General features: G+C 70.9%; 15 protein-coding genes. 8 read left to right on the forward strand and 7 right to left on the reverse strand.

The window, feature by feature from the left end; all coding sequences use genetic code 11:
* The first annotated feature begins 44 nt into the window (after positions 1-44).
* The 4 genes from OHA55_RS13360 (at position 45) to OHA55_RS13375 (ending at position 4,683) form a co-directional block, all read left to right on the forward strand.
* Complete coding sequence (locus OHA55_RS13360) at positions 45-2,045, forward strand: Mu transposase C-terminal domain-containing protein (RefSeq protein WP_266710627.1); 2,001 nt, start codon at positions 45-47, stop codon at positions 2,043-2,045.
* Positions 2,042-3,094: an ATP-binding protein gene (locus OHA55_RS13365; protein ID WP_266706042.1), complete on the forward strand. Its 1,053-nt coding sequence runs from the start codon at positions 2,042-2,044 to the stop codon at positions 3,092-3,094. Before OHA55_RS13360 ends, OHA55_RS13365 begins: the two co-directional genes overlap by 4 nt.
* Positions 3,095-3,249: 155 nt before the next feature.
* The gene (locus OHA55_RS13370; RefSeq protein WP_266706044.1) at positions 3,250-4,500 is read left to right on the forward strand and encodes an IS3 family transposase; all 1,251 of its coding nucleotides are present in this window, start codon (positions 3,250-3,252) and stop codon (positions 4,498-4,500) included.
* A 45-nt stretch (positions 4,501-4,545) separates the two neighbouring features.
* The gene (locus tag OHA55_RS13375; protein ID WP_266413352.1) at positions 4,546-4,683 is read left to right on the forward strand and encodes a hypothetical protein; all 138 of its coding nucleotides are present in this window, start codon (positions 4,546-4,548) and stop codon (positions 4,681-4,683) included.
* A gap of 363 nt (positions 4,684-5,046) precedes the next feature.
* Here the strand turns inward: OHA55_RS13375 and OHA55_RS13380 are convergent, their stop codons facing one another.
* Positions 5,047-5,772, reverse strand: coding sequence for a class I SAM-dependent methyltransferase (locus tag OHA55_RS13380; RefSeq protein ID WP_266706046.1), 726 nt, complete (start codon positions 5,770-5,772; stop codon positions 5,047-5,049).
* Between the two features lie 144 nt (positions 5,773-5,916).
* Here OHA55_RS13380 and OHA55_RS13385 point away from each other — a divergent pair, with 144 nt between their 5' ends.
* Together OHA55_RS13385 and OHA55_RS13390 are read left to right on the forward strand one after the other, a co-directional pair.
* Positions 5,917-6,495, forward strand: a complete 579-nt coding sequence (locus tag OHA55_RS13385) for an O-methyltransferase (protein WP_266706048.1) — start codon at positions 5,917-5,919, stop codon at positions 6,493-6,495.
* Positions 6,496-6,629: 134 nt separating this feature from the next.
* Positions 6,630-7,667, forward strand: a complete 1,038-nt coding sequence (locus OHA55_RS13390; protein WP_266710629.1) for a hypothetical protein — start codon at positions 6,630-6,632, stop codon at positions 7,665-7,667.
* Between the two features lie 105 nt (positions 7,668-7,772).
* Here OHA55_RS13390 and rox read toward each other — a convergent pair whose 3' ends face one another.
* The 3 genes from rox to OHA55_RS13405 all read right to left on the reverse strand — a co-directional run bounded on the left by rox (position 7,773) and on the right by OHA55_RS13405 (position 10,756).
* The gene (gene rox, locus OHA55_RS13395) at positions 7,773-9,230 is read right to left on the reverse strand and encodes a rifampin monooxygenase (RefSeq protein WP_266710631.1); all 1,458 of its coding nucleotides are present in this window, start codon (positions 9,228-9,230) and stop codon (positions 7,773-7,775) included.
* A gap of 296 nt (positions 9,231-9,526) precedes the next feature.
* The gene (locus OHA55_RS13400; RefSeq protein ID WP_266706050.1) at positions 9,527-10,078 is read right to left on the reverse strand and encodes an HAD domain-containing protein; all 552 of its coding nucleotides are present in this window, start codon (positions 10,076-10,078) and stop codon (positions 9,527-9,529) included.
* A gap of 165 nt (positions 10,079-10,243) precedes the next feature.
* Positions 10,244-10,756, reverse strand: coding sequence for a MarR family winged helix-turn-helix transcriptional regulator (locus OHA55_RS13405; RefSeq protein WP_266706052.1), 513 nt, complete (start codon positions 10,754-10,756; stop codon positions 10,244-10,246).
* 347 nt (positions 10,757-11,103) lie between these two features.
* Here OHA55_RS13405 and OHA55_RS13410 point away from each other — a divergent pair, with 347 nt between their 5' ends.
* Positions 11,104-12,495, forward strand: a complete 1,392-nt coding sequence (locus OHA55_RS13410) for an MFS transporter (RefSeq protein ID WP_266710633.1) — start codon at positions 11,104-11,106, stop codon at positions 12,493-12,495.
* Between the two features lie 157 nt (positions 12,496-12,652).
* Positions 12,653-13,891, forward strand: coding sequence for an acyltransferase (locus OHA55_RS13415; RefSeq protein ID WP_266706054.1), 1,239 nt, complete (start codon positions 12,653-12,655; stop codon positions 13,889-13,891).
* A gap of 19 nt (positions 13,892-13,910) precedes the next feature.
* Here the strand turns inward: OHA55_RS13415 and OHA55_RS13420 are convergent, their stop codons facing one another.
* The 3 genes from OHA55_RS13420 to OHA55_RS13430 form a co-directional block, all read right to left on the reverse strand.
* Positions 13,911-15,164, reverse strand: coding sequence for a GNAT family N-acetyltransferase (locus OHA55_RS13420; RefSeq protein ID WP_266706056.1), 1,254 nt, complete (start codon positions 15,162-15,164; stop codon positions 13,911-13,913).
* Between the two features lie 63 nt (positions 15,165-15,227).
* A complete protein-coding gene (locus OHA55_RS13425) occupies positions 15,228-16,217 on the reverse strand; it encodes an asparaginase (RefSeq protein ID WP_266706058.1) in 990 nt (329 codons plus the stop codon).
* Positions 16,218-16,259: 42 nt separating this feature from the next.
* Positions 16,260-16,958: an ABC transporter substrate-binding protein gene (locus OHA55_RS13430; protein ID WP_266706060.1), complete on the reverse strand. Its 699-nt coding sequence runs from the start codon at positions 16,956-16,958 to the stop codon at positions 16,260-16,262.
* Positions 16,959-17,048 lie beyond the last annotated feature (90 nt).

Consider the following 17,048-nt stretch of genomic DNA (forward strand, 5'->3'; position numbering starts at 1 on the left):
ACCCAGGGGCACGGGCAGCGCTGAGGGTCGGAGATCGGGTGCGCATGGATGACCGGCTGCACACGGTCGTGGGCCTGTCCGGGACGATGGTGCGGCTCCTGGACGAAGCGGGGTCGGCGAGCCTGGTGTTGCTGTCGCACCTGCTGGTCTCGGAAGGCTTTGAGCTGATCGGACAGGGTGCCGATCAGGGCCGATTTTTGCCGCCATTCGCACTGTTGGACATCGTGCCCGAGCGGGAAGCCGAGAAAGCGGCGGCCTGGGAACGGCATGTGACCGAGGTGGAGTTCGGCAAGCCGCTGGATGCTGATCCCACAGCGCTGCCTCGTCCGGAATACGACCCGGCCCGCTACACGGTGGAGGAGCGGGTGGCGGCCAAGGCGGCGGAACTGCGGGCTATCGGCTGGCAGGCGAGTGTGGGGACCGTTCAGCGGATGCGCAGGCGCTATCGCGAGCAAGGTCTGTGGGGCCTGGTCGATCACCGTGCGACTCGTCTGTCCTCACCGACGGGACGGGCCGATGACCGGGTGGTGACCGCCATCACGGAGATCCTTGCCGCGACGACGAACGAGTCCACTGGCACTCGCGGCCGGCTGCGTCGACGGGTAGAGGCGCTGCTGGCGGAACGGCACGGGCCGGGCACAGTGGCGATGCCGTCGAAGTCTGCGTTCTACCGGCTCGTCGAGACGATGAGCGAGGGCACGCACGCTTTCGGCGAGGCCACATCCCGCAGGTCAGCGGCTCGCCGCCCGCCAGGAGCGTTCACCCCTTCCTCGGCCTGCCGACCCGGCGAGATGGTGCAGATCGACACGACACCGCTGGACGTGCTGGTGGTCCTGGAGGAAGGGGTGAGCGGACGCCCGGAGCTCACGATCGCCGTCGACGTGGCAACGAGGTCGATCTGCGCTGCGGTGCTGCGACCGGCAGGAACCAAGGCCGTGGACGCCGCGCTGCTGCTGGCCAAGATGCTGGTCCCGGAGCCGCTGCGGCCCGGCTGGTCGGACGCGCTGGCGATGTCGGCGACGCTGATCCCCCACCGAAGGCTGCTGGACATCGACGCACGCCTGGAGCAAGCAGCCGCCAAGCCGGTGATCGTGCCCGAAACGATCGGCATCGATCACGGCAAGGTGTTCGTCTCCCAGACCTTCTTGACCGCCTGCCGATCGCTGGGCATCTCCGTCCAGCCGTCCCGTCCGGCCACCCCGACTGACAAGGGAATCGTCGAGCGGACATTTTCCTCGATCAACACGCTGTTCTGCCAGCACATCCCTGGCTACACCGGTTCGAACACGACCCGCCGGGGGGCCGAGGTCGAGGCCGTCTGGACGCTCGCGGAACTGGGCGACCTGTTGCAGGAATGGATCGTGGCCTGCTGGCAACAGCGGCCGCACGAAGGACTGCGCAGCCCGTTCCTACCGGGCCAGCCCATGTCTCCCAACGACGCATATGCCCTGCTGGTCTCCCGCACCGGCTACCTGCCGATGCCGCTGAGCGGCACCGACTACCTGGAGTTGCTGCCGGCACTCTGGCGTTCGGTCAACGACTACGGCATCCGCATCGACCACCGCACCTACAACTGCCCCGAACTGAACCCATTACGGCGCCGCTCCTCGGGAGTGACCGCCAAGGGCGGGCTCTGGGAGGTCCACTACGACCCCTACGACCTGTCCCAGGTCTGGGTACGCGACGCGCGCACCGGAGAGTGGATCACTGTTCCGTGGACACACCGGCACCTGGTCTCCGCGCCGTTCGCGGACTTCACATGGCGCCGGGCCCGGGACCTGCTCGCAATGCGAGGGCGGGACGACACCGACCAGGCTGCCGTGGCCGCCGCAGTAAACCAATTGCTGACCCGGGCGGAAAGCGGGCCGGACCGCCGGATCGCAGCCCGCACCCGCGCCGCCCTGGAGCCCGCTCGGCCCGTCGCCGCGCTGCCGCAGGCACCTGCTCCGGACCACACCGAGGACGAGACCACCGTCCTGGAGCAGCCGTCGAACGTCATCCCCTTCGGCGTCTTCGACGCCTTCACTGACGGGAGCCGCCTGTGAGCCAAGCCCCGCCACAGGACATCGCCAATCCTCAGGCGTCGCTGACCACGAAGGAGGGCTGGCGGGCGTTCGTCGACGAGAACCCGGAGCCCCCGCCGTCCCTCCCGTCCGGCACCGTCCTGGACAACGACGAACTGGAGTCCTACAAGGAAGCACGAATCGACTACCACACACGATCCGTCATCGTGAACACCCCCACGATCCGCGGCGTCGTGACTACCGGCCGCAAACGCATCGTGCTCAACCGACACCAGGTCTCCGCCCGGCGCGGCCTGATCGTGTCTGGATCGGCTGGCACCGGCAAGACAACAGCGATCACCCAACTGGGCAAGAACGTCGAACAGATCACCCGGCGCCGCAACCCCGCTGCTGTCGGCGGACTGCCGGTCGTCTTCGTCACCGTTCCCCCGGCCGCCACCCCGAAGATGCTCGCAGGCGAGTTCGCCCGGTTCCTCGGCATCCCGCTGGAGCACCGCATGAGCCAGGTCCAGATCACCAACGCCGTCTGTGACCTGCTCGGCAAGCTCGGCACCACGCTCGTCCTGGTCGACGAGATCCACAACCTCGACCTGACGACCCGCAACGGAGCCGAGGCATCCGACCAGCTGAAGTACCTCTCAGAACGGATCGCGGCCACCTTCGTGCTCGCTGGTCTCGACGTCGAGACCAGCAGCCTGTTCCAGGGCACCCGCGGGCAGCAGATCGCCGGCCGCTACACGGTCATCCCCTCCCGGCCCTTCAGCCACAAGAACCGTGCGGACAAGGAGCACTGGCAGGCCCTGGTGGCGACCATGGAAGACTCCCTGCGACTGCACGCTCATCGTCCCGGCACCTTGGTCACCATGACCGGTTACCTCCACGAACGCACCGGCGGCCTGATCGGCAGCCTCTCCCAGCTCATCCGAGAAGCCGCGGTCGACGCCATCGACACCGGCGCAGAAAAGATCACCAAGCGCATGCTCGACGCGATCGAGCTCGACCACGCCGTCCAGCAGCCCCAACCTGAACACCGCCGCGCCAAGCGCGCCCGCAAACCGAACGCGGCCTGAGCGATGGAGCCCTGGGAAGCCCCGGCCAGGCTCCTGCCACTTCCTCTGCCACCGGTCCACGGGGAAGTCTTCGGCTGGTATCTGCACCGCCTCGCCGCCGCCAACTGAACCGCCCCGGGTCGAGTGGAGACTCAATTCCGTGAAAGGATTGAGTCATGGCACGCCCTTCCTCTTATCCCGTTGAGCTGCGCAAACGAGCGGTTCGTATGGTCGGCGAGGTCCGCGGTGACTACCCGAACGAGTCGGCTGCCGTGCGGGCGGTCGCCCAGAAGCTCGGTATCGGTTCGGCCGAGACCCTGCGGAACTGGGTCAGGCGGGACGAGATCGACTCCGGGCAGCGTCCGGGCACGACGTCGGAGGAGTCCGCGGCGATGAAGGCGTTGAAGAAGGAGAACGCCGAATTGCGCCGCGCGAACGACATCCTGAAGGCTGCGGCGTCTTTCTTCGCGGCCGAGCTCGACCGGCCACACACGCTCGTAGCGTTCATCGACGAGCACCGGGCCCGCTTCGGCGGTGTCGAGCCGATCTGCCGCGTACTCGCCGAGCACGACTGCAAGATCGCCCCCTCCACCTACTACGCGGCGAAGAAACGCGCCGCCGAACCTTCGGCCAGACAGGTGCGGGACGCCGTCCTCAAGGACGCGATCACCGAGGTCCACGAGGCCAACTACCGTGTCTACGGCGCCAGGAAAGTCTGGCGCGAGCTGCACCGACAGGGCCACACCGTGGCCCGGTGCACCGTCGAACGTCTCATGCGCGAGCTCGGCATCACCGGCGCCGTCCGCGGAAGGAAGGTCATCACCACGATCCAGGACAGCAGCGTCGAGCGGGCACCGGACCTGCTGGACCGCAAGTTCGTCGCGTCGGCCCCCAACCGCTACTGGGTCGCCGACTTCACCCACGTCAAGACCTGGTCGGGGGTCGTCTACGTCGCCTTCGTCGTCGACACCTTCTCCCGCCGGATCGTCGGCTGGTCCGCTGCCACATCGAAGGAGACCAAGCTCGTCCTGGACACTCTGGACATGGCCCTGTGGCAACGCGACCGCGATGAACACCCCCACCGGCGCGGCGAGTTGATACATCATTCCGATGCCGGGTCGCAGTACACGAGCTTCCGGCTCGCCGAGCACCTGGCAGCCGCCGGCATCGCCGCCTCGATCGGCTCGGTCGGCGACGCCTACGACAACGCCCTCATGGAGTCCGCGATCGGCCTGTTCAAGACCGAGCTGATCAAACCGGGGCGCCCCTGGAGGACTCTTTCCCAGGTCGAGCTCGCTACCGCGGAGTGGGTGGACTGGTACTGCCACCGCCGGCTCCACGGTGAAATAGGGCACATCCCACCCGTCGAATACGAGACCAACTACTACCGCGCGACCACGAAACCCCAGGTCACAACCGCAATATGAAGTCTCTACCGAACCCGGGGCGGTTCAACCTTCGACATCTGCGGCATGACCAGGACCTTTCACCAGGAGCACCTCGATGCTGCCCTGGCAAGTACCCCGGTGCTGTCGAAACTCGTGAACATCACCCGACCGTGGATCTGGGTGCCTCCCAAACCCGTGAACAACTGGCGGCACTACTCGTGAATAAAGCCACCAGCCGTAGGAGCGAGCGGCATGCACGTCGAGTCGCGCCGGATCCGCTCTCATGAACTCATCCGCGAGGCGGACGCCTACCGGCTCGCCCAACAAGTCAGGAAAGCCGGATCGGCTCCCCGATCCGTGCCTGTCGGCACAAGGCGCCCGACTCCACGTCGCCTGCTGACCCGGCTCCGCGGGTGAACCATCACGCTGCCCACGGTTGAGCGGGACACCGACCTCCGACCTCCCGCTCAACCGTAGGCCCCGCAGGTCAGAGCCTCCTCCTGCCGACCGACATCCGGGACGGGACAGGACACCGCCCGACTCTGCCCTGCCCTGCCCCCCTGCCCGAAGAGGACACGGAACGCCCTACGGGCGTCGCGCGACGAAGACGAACTCCCGGCCCGGCCGGTCGGGAGCGTCCCGCACGTCCTCAACCTCGTACCCGAGCACGGTCAGTTCGTCCTCGATCTCCTGTCGGCCACGGAAGCGCAAGGTGGAATCCGACGTCAGCACCTGCCCGTCCGCGCGGAACACGTACGTCCAGCGGAACGTCACCAGGGGCCCGCTCACCTCGACCAGCTCCACCCAGCTCTCGACCTCCCCGACACCCGGGACGACCGTCACCGCGTACGACGCCTCACGGTTCCACTCCTCCCAGGCGCGTACCGCCGGATCCCGGCTCTCGAAGACCAGATGCCAACCGGGCCGCAGCGCTTCGCGGGCCCCCTGCAGCGTCCTCCGCCACGTCTGCGGATCGGCGATGGCCTGGGCGACGTTCGCGGTCATCGTCGCCAGGTCGACCCGCAGCGGCGGGAGCGTGGTCGCGTCCCCGCAGATCCACCGCACCCGCTCCGCACCCGGCTTGCCCCGCGCCACGTCGACGGATGCGCGGGCGGGATCCACACCGACCACCTCGATCCCACGATCGGCCAGCAGAAGGGCGAACACCCCTGTACCGCAACCGATGTCGAGCACCCGACGGGCCCGGAACTTCTCCGCCATCCCGAGGTACGGATCGAGATCACCGCGGTCGGGGTCGAGTGGGTCGTAGAGCGCGGCAAGGCGAGGATGCACGAAGCATTCGTCAGTCATGCGGCCGAGCGTAGAGGCAACCGGGCTCGGGGTCCTGATCGATTTCCAGCTGTGGCGGCGTCCCTCCCGGGCACCGACCTCGCCCCAACTTCTCCTGAACGCACTGGCCTTGCCCACCAGTCCCGGACCTCGCATCATCTCCGGATGGACGACACACCGAGCCACCTCCCGGCCTCCCTGCCCGCATTGCGCCAAAGGGCGCGCGAGGCCGGCTTCATCATGTCGAGCGAGGACCGCACCGGAAGCCTTCTGGCCGCCCTCGCCGCGTCGCATCCGGGCGGGCGCATCCTCGAACTCGGCACCGGCCTCGGGGCGGGCACCGCCTGGCTCCTCGACGGCATGGACCGCGACGCCGCGCTGATCACCGTCGAACTCGACCCCGTCGTCCAGGCGGTCGGACGTGAACTGCTGGGCGCGGACAGGCGGGTGACGTTCGTGACCGAGGACGGCGGCGCGTGGCTGGAGCGGTACGACGGCGCACCCTTCGACCTCGTCTTCGCGGACACCTGGCCGGGCAAGTTCACCCACCTCGACGAGGCCCTCGCCCTCGTGGCTCCCGGCGGGATCTACCTGATCGACGACCTCCTCCCCCAGCCCGGCCGGCCCGAGGACCACGCCCGTTCCGTACGCCGCCTGCTGGCCGAGCTCGACCGGCGCGAGGACTTCCGGTGCGTCCGCCTGGACTGGTCGAGCGGGCTGCTGATGGCGGTACGCACGGGCTGACGGCGGGGCCCGCGACCGACGGCCCCGAGATCACTGTCCGCCCGCCCACGTACCGGGCCCGGAGCGACAGCCCGCCGCCGGCTCACGCGGGCCGGCACACTGACAGCCTCGTACGCACCACCAGGGGGTCGACCGTGAAGGCCGGACAGGCACGTTCCGCGGCGGCCGACTGGGTCCGCCGGTACGCCACCGCCCAACCGGGCTACCGGGGCGCCTACTTCAGCGGCTCCACCGTGGGGCTGCCGGACAACACCGAGCTGTCCCCCACCTCCGACGTGGACGTCCACATCGCCACCACCGCCGACGACCACCCCATCAAGGCGGGCAAACTCCGCCACCGGGGCGCCCTGTTGGAGGTCAGTTACGTGCCCTGGGCCGAACTGGCCTCCGCGGAGGCGGTCCTCGGGTCGTACCACCTGGCCGGCTGCTTCCGTACCGACACCGTCATCGACGACCCCACCGGCCGGCTGCGCGCGCTCGGAGCGGAGGTCGCGCCCCGGTACGCCGCCGTCCCCTGGGTACGACGCAGGTGCGAGGACGCCCGCCGGCGGGTGGAGACCCGGCTCGCCGCGATCGACGTCTCGGCGCCGTTCCACGAGCAGGTGCTCGGGTGGCTGTTCCCGACCGGCGTGACCTGCCACGTACTGCTCGCCGCCGCGCTGCGCAACCCCACCGTCCGGCTGCGCTACCCGGCCGCACGCGCGGTGCTCGCCGACTACGGCCACCGCGGCCTCTACCCCGAACTCCTCGGCCTCCTCGGCTGCGCGCGGCTGCCCGCCCACCGCGTCCAGCACCATCTGAACGCGCTCGCCGAGACCTTCGACGCCACCGTCGGGGTGGCCAGGACGCCGTTCTTCTTCAGCAGTGACCTCACACCCGAGGCCCGGCCGATCGCCGTCGACGGGAGCCAGGCCCTCATCGACGCGGGCGACCACCGGGAGGCGGTCTTCTGGATCATCGCGACCTTCGCCCGCTGCCACACCGTCCTGGCCGCCGACGCGCCCGCGCTCGCCGACCGCCACCTTCCGGCGTTCCGGGAGGCCGTCGCCGACCTCGGCATCGACTCCGGCGCCGACCTCCTCCGCCGGGCCGCCGAGACCACCCGATTCCTGCCGCGCCTCTGGCGCACCGCCGAGGCCGTCATGACCGCCAACCCGGAGATCACCGGCTGAGACCCGCGCAGGACGGGAAGGCCGGTGCGCCTCCACCCGTACGGCACCTGCCGCCCACGCAGCCCGTTCACACCACGGCGGCAGCCCCTCGCCCCGCAGCCGCACTCACCCCGCAGCGGTACCGAACCACCGGGTCAGCACCTCGGACAGCTCCCGCTGGCCGTCGCCGACCCAGACCACATGACCGTCCGGGCGCACCAGTACGGCGGGTACGTCCAGTTCGTCGCTGCCGTCGACGACATGGTCCACGCGGTCCGCCCAGCCGTCCGCGGAGAGCCTGCCGGTCCGGTCGAGCAGCAGGCCGCGCCCCGCGTGCATCAGGCCGTACAGGCGGCCCTGCTTCAGGCCCACGTCGCGGAGCCGCTTGCCGAGGAGGGGGTGGCCCTCGCCGACGTCGTAACGGACTCCGATCGCGGTGATCTTCTCGATCAGGCGGTGGTTCACCTCGTCGACGTCCATCAGCTCCGAGAGCAGCCGGCGCACCGCCACGGGCCCGGGTTCGGTGGACAACAGCACCATCTGCGCACGGGTGTTGTCGAGCACCTCGGCGGCGACCGGGTGGCGCTCGGAGTGGTAACTGTCCAACAGCCCTGTGGGTGCCCACCCGTCGACCTCGGCGGCGAGCTTCCAGCCGAGGTTGAAGGCGTCCTGGATGCCGAGGTTGAGTCCTTGTCCGCCGGTCGGCGGGTGGATGTGCGCCGCGTCGCCGGCCAGCAGCACCCGGCCGGTCCGGTAGCGCTCGGCCAGGCGGGTCGCGTCGCCGAATCGGGAAAGCCAACGCGGCGAGTGCGCACCGAAGTCGGTGCCGGCGAAGTGGCGCAACCGCTGCTTGAACTCCTCCAGGGTCGGTCCGGACGTACGGTCCTCCGCCACACCCTCGGCGGGCACGATGGCGCGGTACACCCCCTCCCTGAGGGGCATCAGCCCGAACCGCAGCTGTGTCTTGCGGACTTCGGCGACCACAGCGCCGACCTCCTCGGGCGAAGCCTCCAACTCCACCTCTCCCAGGAGCGTTTCGACCCGGGCCGGTTCCCCGGGGAAGCCGACGTCGAGCAGCTTCCGTACCACGCTGCGGCCACCGTCGCAGCCGACCAGCCACCGGGCGCGCAGCGGGGTGCCGTCCGCCAGTCCGGCGGTCACCCCCCGGTCGTCCTGGCTCAGCCCGACCACCTCTTGGCCCCGCCGGACATCCGCGCCCAGCTCGACGGCCCGCTCGGCCAGCAGACGCTCGGTGGTGGCCTGCGGAATGGCGAGTACGTACGAGTGCGCGGTGTCCAGGTGCTCGGGCCAGACTTTGCCGAGCCCGGCGAAGAACCCGCCGGAGGTGACCGGTTTACCGAGCTGGAGGAAGCGCTCCAGCAGCCCGCGCTGGTCCATCACCTCGATGCTGCGCGCGTGCAGGCCCTGCGAGCGGGACTGCTGGGTGGGCTCGGTCTCCTTCTCCAGCACCACCACCCCCACGCCGTGCAGCCGCAGCTCGGCGGCAAGCATCAGGCCTGTCGGACCGCCGCCGACCACGATCACGTCGGTCGTGAACGCCTCCGCCACCGACACGTCCGTCATGGGCACATCCGTCACCAGCACGTCCGTCATGGACACATCCGTCATGAACACCCCGCTGAACGAGAAGAGCGATGCCGGTTCCCCGGCCGGACCACCGTCGGCCGCGACGCGCGAACGTGCGCCCCGAGCGGTGGAAGTGGCGATTCTGCGGTACACCGGGGGCCTTGCCGCAAGCCCCCCGGTGCGCTATATCTTGAGAGTGGCAGGGAGAGTCTCTTCTTCCTGCCTTCGCTGTTTCCGCAGGCAGGACGCCACTTCCGGTACGTCCGACGGCACGGCGACAGGACGGCACGGGCTCACCCGGCGCTCACGGCTCGTCCGTCGCCGCCCCCGTGCACCCACTCCGTCAGTGCCGAGAAGTCCGCGTCCGTCAGGCCGAGTCGGGGATCCACGCGGTGGAGCAGCCGGCGCCCCTCGCAGTGACCTGCCACCCAGCGCCGGTCGATGTCGGTGATCTCGTCGTCCACCCAGACGAAGGACCGGCCGGCCGCCAGGTCCACGAGCGTGCGGGTCTTCCAGTGGAGACCGCCGCGCTCGTCCGCGTCGTCCACGTCCTCCGGCCAGTCCACCACGGGCAGTTGCGGCAGTCCGAGCCACGGAGCGACGACGAGGTTCGCGTCCGCCATCCAGGTCGTCGCCCAGACCAACTCGCAGCCCAGCGAGAGGAGTCGGGGCCCGTACGCGGGGTTGATCCGGGCCAGCAGCGGGTTCCCGGCATCCTCGGGACGCCCGGAGGCCGAGCGGTACACCGGGTAGCCGCCCGGAAGTTCCTGCGGCGTCGCCCCGAAGGGGATGAGGGGGCCGTCGACGTCGAGGAAGAGCAGCGGGCGGAGCTCCGGACCGGTCACGCCCGCACGATAGCCGCCCGGACCCACCGCCGCGCGGAGGCCGGAGCCACCCGACAGCCGGACCGCACCGCACCGCGAACGGAACCACCGAAACGAGCCCCCCGCCGGAGGCAGGCCCGCCGGACCGCACCGAAACGGGGCCCGCCGGAGCCCGACCCGTCGGACCTACGCCGCCTGGCGGGCGCGACGGGCGGGGCGGGGGCTCTCGACCGGCTCGGCCAGTTGCCCCTGGGCCAGCTGCTCCAGGGCCCGGACGAAGGCCGCCCGGTCGCCCTCGGCCACCCCGCCCAGCGCCTCCGCGTGCACCCGGTCGACGATCCGCCGGCTCCGGGTGGCCAGCTCCGCGCCCTTGTCCGTCACGAAGATGATCCGCGCACGCCGGTCCGCCGTCGATGGGCGCCGTTCCGCGAGGCCCGCACGCTCCAGGGCGTCGACGGTCACCACCATCGTGGTCTTGTCCATGTCTCCGATCTCCGCCAACTGCGCCTGGGTCCGCTCCTCATCCAAGGCGTGCTCCAGGACGCAGTGCATACGGGGGGTGAGGCCCACCTCGTCGAGGGCCGCCGCCATCCGGGTCCGCAGCACGTGACTCGTGTGGTTGAGCAGGTACGAGAGGTCGAAGCCGGTGGGGGCACTGGAGGCGTCGAGGGCGCTGGGGGCGGACGGCGTGGGGGTCATGCGATCCAGGCTAGCAACTCGGTCCGTCGCGGATGGTCCTGAAGCAGACGTTTCCCCCGTCGCGCCACCCCTGCTCGCACCATCACCCTCAAAGACCTCCCGAAACAAATAGTCCGCAACAAAACCTTCTGCTACGGTCGATCCTGTCGCAGCCACCGAGGCGCGTCCGCTCATCCGCGCACGTCGAGCCGGCCGCTTCCCACCGCAGGAGCACGCCCATGACCACCGCAGCCCGCCCCGCCTCCCCCGGCACCACGCCCGCCCCGGCGGCAGCCCCCGTACCCGCCGCACCCCCGCCCCTCTCCCCCCGGCAGAAGTGGGTCGCGCTCGGGGTGGTCGCCTCGGGAATGCTGATGATCATTCTCGACGGCTCGATCGTCACCGTGGCGATGCCCGCGATCCAGCGGGACCTGGGCTTCACCCCCGCCGGACTCAGCTGGGTCTTCAACGCCTACCTGATCGCGTTCGGCAGTCTGCTGCTGCTCGCCGGACGGCTCGGGGACCTCATCGGGCGCAAGCGGATGTTCGTCACCGGCACCGCCGTCTTCACCGGCGCCTCGCTCCTCGCCGGCGTGGCGACCTCGCCCGGGGTTCTCATCGCGGCGCGGGCCCTCCAGGGGGTCGGCAGCGCGACGGCGTCCGCGGTCGGGCTCGGCATCTTGGTCACCCTCTTCACCGAGCCGCGCGAACGGGCCCGCGCCATCGCTGTGTTCTCGTTCACCTCGGCGCTCGGCGCCTCGCTCGGCCAGGTGCTCGGCGGGGTGCTCACCGACGCGCTCGACTGGCACTGGATCTTCTTCATCAACCTGCCGATCGGCGCCGCCGCGCTCGTCCTCGCCGTCCGGGTCCTGCCCGGCGACCGGGGCCCCGGACTCGCTTCCGGCGCCGACTGGACCGGCGCGCTCCTCGTCACCGCCGCCCTGGTGGTGGGCATCTACACCGTCGTCCAGGTCGAGCGGTACGGCTGGCTGTCCGGGCACACCCTGGGCCTGGGCGCCGCCGCACTCGCCCTGCTCGCCGCCTTCGTCGTGCGCCAGGCCACCTCGAGCACCCCACTGATCCCGCCGCGCCTGCTGCGTTCCCGCACCACCGTCGGCGGCAACCTCGTGCAGATCCTCATGATGGGGGCGATGTTCACCTTCCAGATCCTCATCGCCCTGTACCTGCAGAAGGTGCTCGGCTACAACGCGCTGGGCACGGGACTCGCCCTGCTGCCGGCCGCCCTGGTCATCGGGAGCGTGTCGCTGTTCCTCTCGGCGCGTCTGAACGCCCGGTTCGGCGAGCGTGCCGTCCTGCTGACCGGAATCGCCCTGCTGGCCGCCCAGATGGTGCTGCTCGGCCGGCTCCCCGACCACGCCTCCTACGCCGTCGACCTGCTGCCGGTGATGCTGCTGACGGCCGGTTTCGGCCTGTCGCTCCCCGCGCTGACCACCCTGGGCATGTCCGGAGCCGCCGACGAGGACGCCGGACTCGCCTCCGGCCTCTTCAACACCACGCAGCAGGTCGGCATGGCCCTCGGCGTGGCCGTCCTCACCACTCTGGCCGCGGGCCGCACCGAGGGGCTGCTCGCCGCCGGGCACGACCCGGCGCACGCGCTGACGGAGGGGTACCGCCTGGCCTTCACGGTCGGCGCGGGCCTGGTCGGCGCCGCCTTCGTCGCCACCCTGCTCCTGCTCCCGGCCCGCCCGTCGGCCACCTCCGGCGGCCCCGTCACCGCCCCCGGACCGGGCGACGAATGAACAACCGGAGAACCTTGGGGAACGTCCGGGCGGGCGGCAAGGGAAACATGTCACCCCCAGCGATTTTGTTCCCATCTGTTCGATGAGGCGGTCGTAGCCTGAGCCGACCGGTGGCCGCCCCGCCCCGGAGTTCCCTGATGAGGATGGTCAGATACGCATGCGCGGCGCGGACGGCGGTTTGTCGATACCCCAGCGGCAGCGGGTCACGGACCGGTTGCAGGAGCCTCTGCCTCCGCTCGCCGGGGCCGAGGCGGTGTCCGCCACCGGTACCGGGCTTCCGCAGCAGTCCCCCTCGGCGGCGGGCGCCAAGCACGCGGCCACCCCGTCCCGGGCGGGCCGCCGTCTCTACGCCATCGACGGCATCCGCCTGGTCGCCGCGCTCATGGTGGCCGTCCACCACTACGCCGGCACCGCCAGGGCCGACCGGCCGGGGAACCTCATCTGGGGCCGTTCGGCGTCCGAGCTGATGCCGACGGTGTTCCGTATCGCCTCGTACGGCTGGATCGGCGTCGAGATCTTCTTCGTGATCAGCGGCTTCGTGATCTGCATGTCGTGCTGGGGCCGGACGCCCAAGGACTTCTTCATCTCGCGGGTGATCCGGCTCTACCCGGCGTACTGGATCGGCATCGTCCTCACGACCGGCTTCCTCGCCGCCGTACCGGGGGTCTGGGAACGGCTCCGGCTGCGTGAGGTGCTGATCAACTTCACCATGCTGCAGTCGGGTTCGGGGGTCCCGAACGTCGACGGCGTCTACTGGACCCTCTGGTCGGAGCTCCGGTTCTACCTGCTCTTCCTGATCGTCGTCGCCTCCGGCCTGACGTACCGCAAGGTCGTGGTGTTCTGCTGCATGTGGGGCGCGGTCGCCATGCTGGCGCCGGTCTCCCACTTCCCGCTGCTGGTCCTCGTCGCCCAGCCCGACGGCGCCTGGTACTTCATCGCCGGGCTCGCCCTCTACCTGATGCACCGGTTCGGCCAGGACCTGCTGCTCTGGGGCATCCTCGGAATGGCCTGGATGATGGGCCAACTGGAGCTGGGCCACCGCATCGACGTGGTCGAGCACGTCTCCAGCTGGCGCGGGAGCGTAGTCGTCTTCACCGTGTTCCTGCTGACCATGGTGGGCATCTCGCTCGGCCTGACCGACCGCATCCGCTGGAAGTGGCTGGTCACAGCCGGAACGATGACGTACCCGCTCTACCTGACGCACTACGCGATCGGCACCACGCTGATCAACCGGCTGCGGGACACCATGGACCCCCGGCTGCTGCTCGTCGCCGTCATCGCGGGCTTCATGCTCCTGGCCTACCTGATCCACCGCTTCGTGGAACGCCCGCTCGCACGCCTGCTGAAGCAGGGCCTGAACTCCGCCTTCGTCCGGCTGCGCACCGCCCAGAACTGAGCGGCGTCGGGCGGCCCGCTCAGAAGATGTCCGGACACCACGGCCGGCGGGCCGTCCGGAAGGTACGGTCCGCCAGCGCCGCCGCGCCCGGACGGTTCTCCTCGATCCGGCCCAGGGCCACCAGCCGCTCCACCGACTCGTCTCCGAGCTGTACGCAGGACAAGTCCCCTACGTCCAGGGTCAGATCGGCACTCCGGGTGTCCGGCACGCACTGGGCACCCTGCGGGGAGGCGTCCAGCCGGAAGACCCCGCCGGCGAACCCGCCGGGGTCGCGGACGTCGAGGACGAGCGTGGCCTCCTGCGCGTACGTACGCGCCGCGAGAAGGCGCGGGGTGTCGAGCACCCGTGTCCACAGCCAGTCCGCGTGCGTGACCACCCTGGCCGCTCGTGGGTCGGGCAGCAGCAGCGGGAACAGGTCGTCGGGGGCGCGGTAACCGGTACGGACCGTGGTGATCCAGTCGATCGAGCACACGAAACCCCAGAGGGCCCGCTCGGCCACCGGGCCGGCCGCGATCAGCTGACTCACCTTCGCGGTGTCGCGCGGCTGCTTGGTGTCGCTCCAGTCGTCTTCGACGCGGTAGGTGACCAGCCCCTCCGGCTCGCCCGAGGGGGAGCGGTACAGGGCGTAGAACGGCTCGGTCCACTTGTCCACCGGCGATACGCCGACACCGGTGTGCCGGTCCCACCAGGAGGGCGCGCGGTCGACCGCACCGTGCTGCCGGACGGCCAGCCGGGCATGGATCTCCGGGCCCAGCTTCCGTACGTCCTCGGCGTCCACCAGCTCGATCCGGCTGCCGTCCGGTGCGCCGGCGAGCGGGCCGTGGTGGTCCAGGCCGGAGCGGGTGAGGTCCACCTCCCACTCGGTGAACGAGGTGGCCCGGCCGAAGCCGAAGCGCCCGTAGATGCCGTACTCGGCCGCGATCAGGGTGGCGGCCACCTCACCGCGCTCCTTCGCCTCCGCGAGGTCCGTCGCCATCATCCGGCGCAGCAGGCCCTGTCTGCGGTGGGTCGGCGCGACGGTCACCGCGCTGATCGCGTCCACCGCGACCCGCGCGCCGCCGGGCACCGTCAGCTCCTGGGCGAACGAACGGAAGGTCGCCACGCACCGCCCGTCGTCGAAGGCGCCCCGCACCCGGGAGATGTCGGTGCGCGCCAGTCGCACCTCCGCGTCCTCCTGGAGGCCCTCCGTGGAGGTCTTCAGAAACCCCCGCCGAACCGCCTTCAGCCATGCGGGGAACTCGGTCTCGGTGATCACACGCACGTCCAGGCCCATACACCCACGCTAGGCGGCCCGGCCCGCGGTGTCGCCCGCTTTTCCCCGCCCCGGGGCCGGGCGTCAGAACGCCGCCCGGACCTCGCCGACCTCGGCCCCGCCGCCCATCAGCGGCGCCCGTCCGACCCGGGCGACGACCGGGGCGTCCACACCGAGGAGTTCCAGGGCGCGGGCCAGTACCGGGCCGAGCGCCCGGGTGCCACCGTCCTCGATCTTGAAGGCCAGCGCGCGGCCGTCGGCCAGCGCCAGCGCCTGCACGGCCTCGGCGCCCATCTTCGAAAGGGTCCCGGGCAGCTCCCGCATCAGCCAGGTGTCCGGGCGCCGGGTGCCCGCCACGTACTCCGGGTGGGCGCGCATCGCGTCCGCCACCCGCCGCTCTGCCGTACCGGGCTCCGCCAGGACGAAGGAGCGGAACGCCCGCGCCAGCCCGGTCAGCCCGATGGCCATCAGCGGAGCGCCGCAGCCGTCCGTACCCACCGAGGCGACCGGCTCGCCCGCGGCCTCCTCGATCACCTGGTGCACCAGGCGCTGGAGCGGGTGCGCCGGGTCGAGGTAAGTCGCGGTGTCCCAGCCGTTGAGGACGCACACGGCGAGCATCGCCGCGTGCTTGCCCGAGCAGTTCATGGTGATCCGCTCCCGGACCTGCCCGGACGCGAGGTACGCCTCCGCCTCCACCGGGTCCAGCGGCAGATCGGCCGGGGTCCGCAGGTCGGCGGGGCTCAGCCCGTGCTCGGCCAGCATCGTGGCGACGAGCGCGAGGTGGAAGTCCTCCCCGGAGTGGCTCGCCGCGGCGAGCGCGAGCCGCTCGCCGGACAGGTCGAGGCCGGCCCGCAGGATCGCGGCCGCCTGCATCGGCTTGTTGGACGAGCGGGGGAAGACGGGGGCCGCCGGATCGCCGAGCGCGAATTCCACGCTGCCGTCGGCCGCCAGCAGCACCAGCGAACCCCGGTGGCGGCCCTCCAGGAACCCGGACCGCACGACCTCCGCGAGGACCGGGGCGGCCTCCGGGGTACCGGGGCCGTAGGGGGAGGCGAGGGCGTCATTGCTGGTCATGAGGGCCTTCCGGGAGCTGGACCCGCTCCCGGAAGGGTCGCCTCAGGCGAGCAGATCGTCTACTTGTGCTTCTCCGTCACGGTACCTGCGGGCGATCTCCGCGCCGCACTCGTCCGCCGTGCGCTGGAGCTGGTGACGGCGGCGCGAGACCTGCTTCTCGTAGCCGACGAGCCTGCCCATCGCGGTGCGCAGCTCTTCGTCCGTACGGGCTTCGAGGTCGGAGAGCTCCACCTCGGCGAAGGTCTCCGCGGCCAGCCTCCGGTACTCGTCGCCGCGCGGGGTGCGGAGCGTGACGTGCCGGGCGGAGGTGCGGTGCCGCGACGGGGCGTCCGCGAGGATCTCCGGGAGCCGGTCCACCACCGGGGACTCCGGGGCCTGCCTGCGCGCCAGTTCCGCCCGCAGGATGTCGATGCGCCCCTGGACCAGCCGGCGTACGTAGCTGAGGTCGGCCTCGTCCCGCTGGGCGTCCCGGCGCAGGGTCCGCAGCGCGGGGAGCCGGAGCCCGCCGAACCCGGCCTGCGGGCGGACCGCGCCGAGCCCTTCGGAGTCCGGGTGCGCGGCGCCCTGTTCGGGTACGGAACCGGCCGTCGCGGCGGGAAGGGGTGCCCGTCCCGGAGCGACCGCGGCCCCTGCCCCGGGCCCGCCCTCCGGTCCCGGTACGCTCCGCTGCACGGGCGGTCTCATGGTGGCGGGCGTCGTCGGTACGGCACCGGGAGATTGTCCCGTTCCATAGGTACTCATACTGTTCCGTCCCCTCGGCCGGTGCGTCGGCACACCGACATCGTGCATCGTGCCACCCCGTCCGGGGCCGACGCAGGGGTTCTGTACCCG

The sequence above is a fragment of the Streptomyces sp. NBC_00102 genome (assembly GCF_026343115.1).
GTDB lineage: Bacteria > Actinomycetota > Actinomycetes > Streptomycetales > Streptomycetaceae > Streptomyces.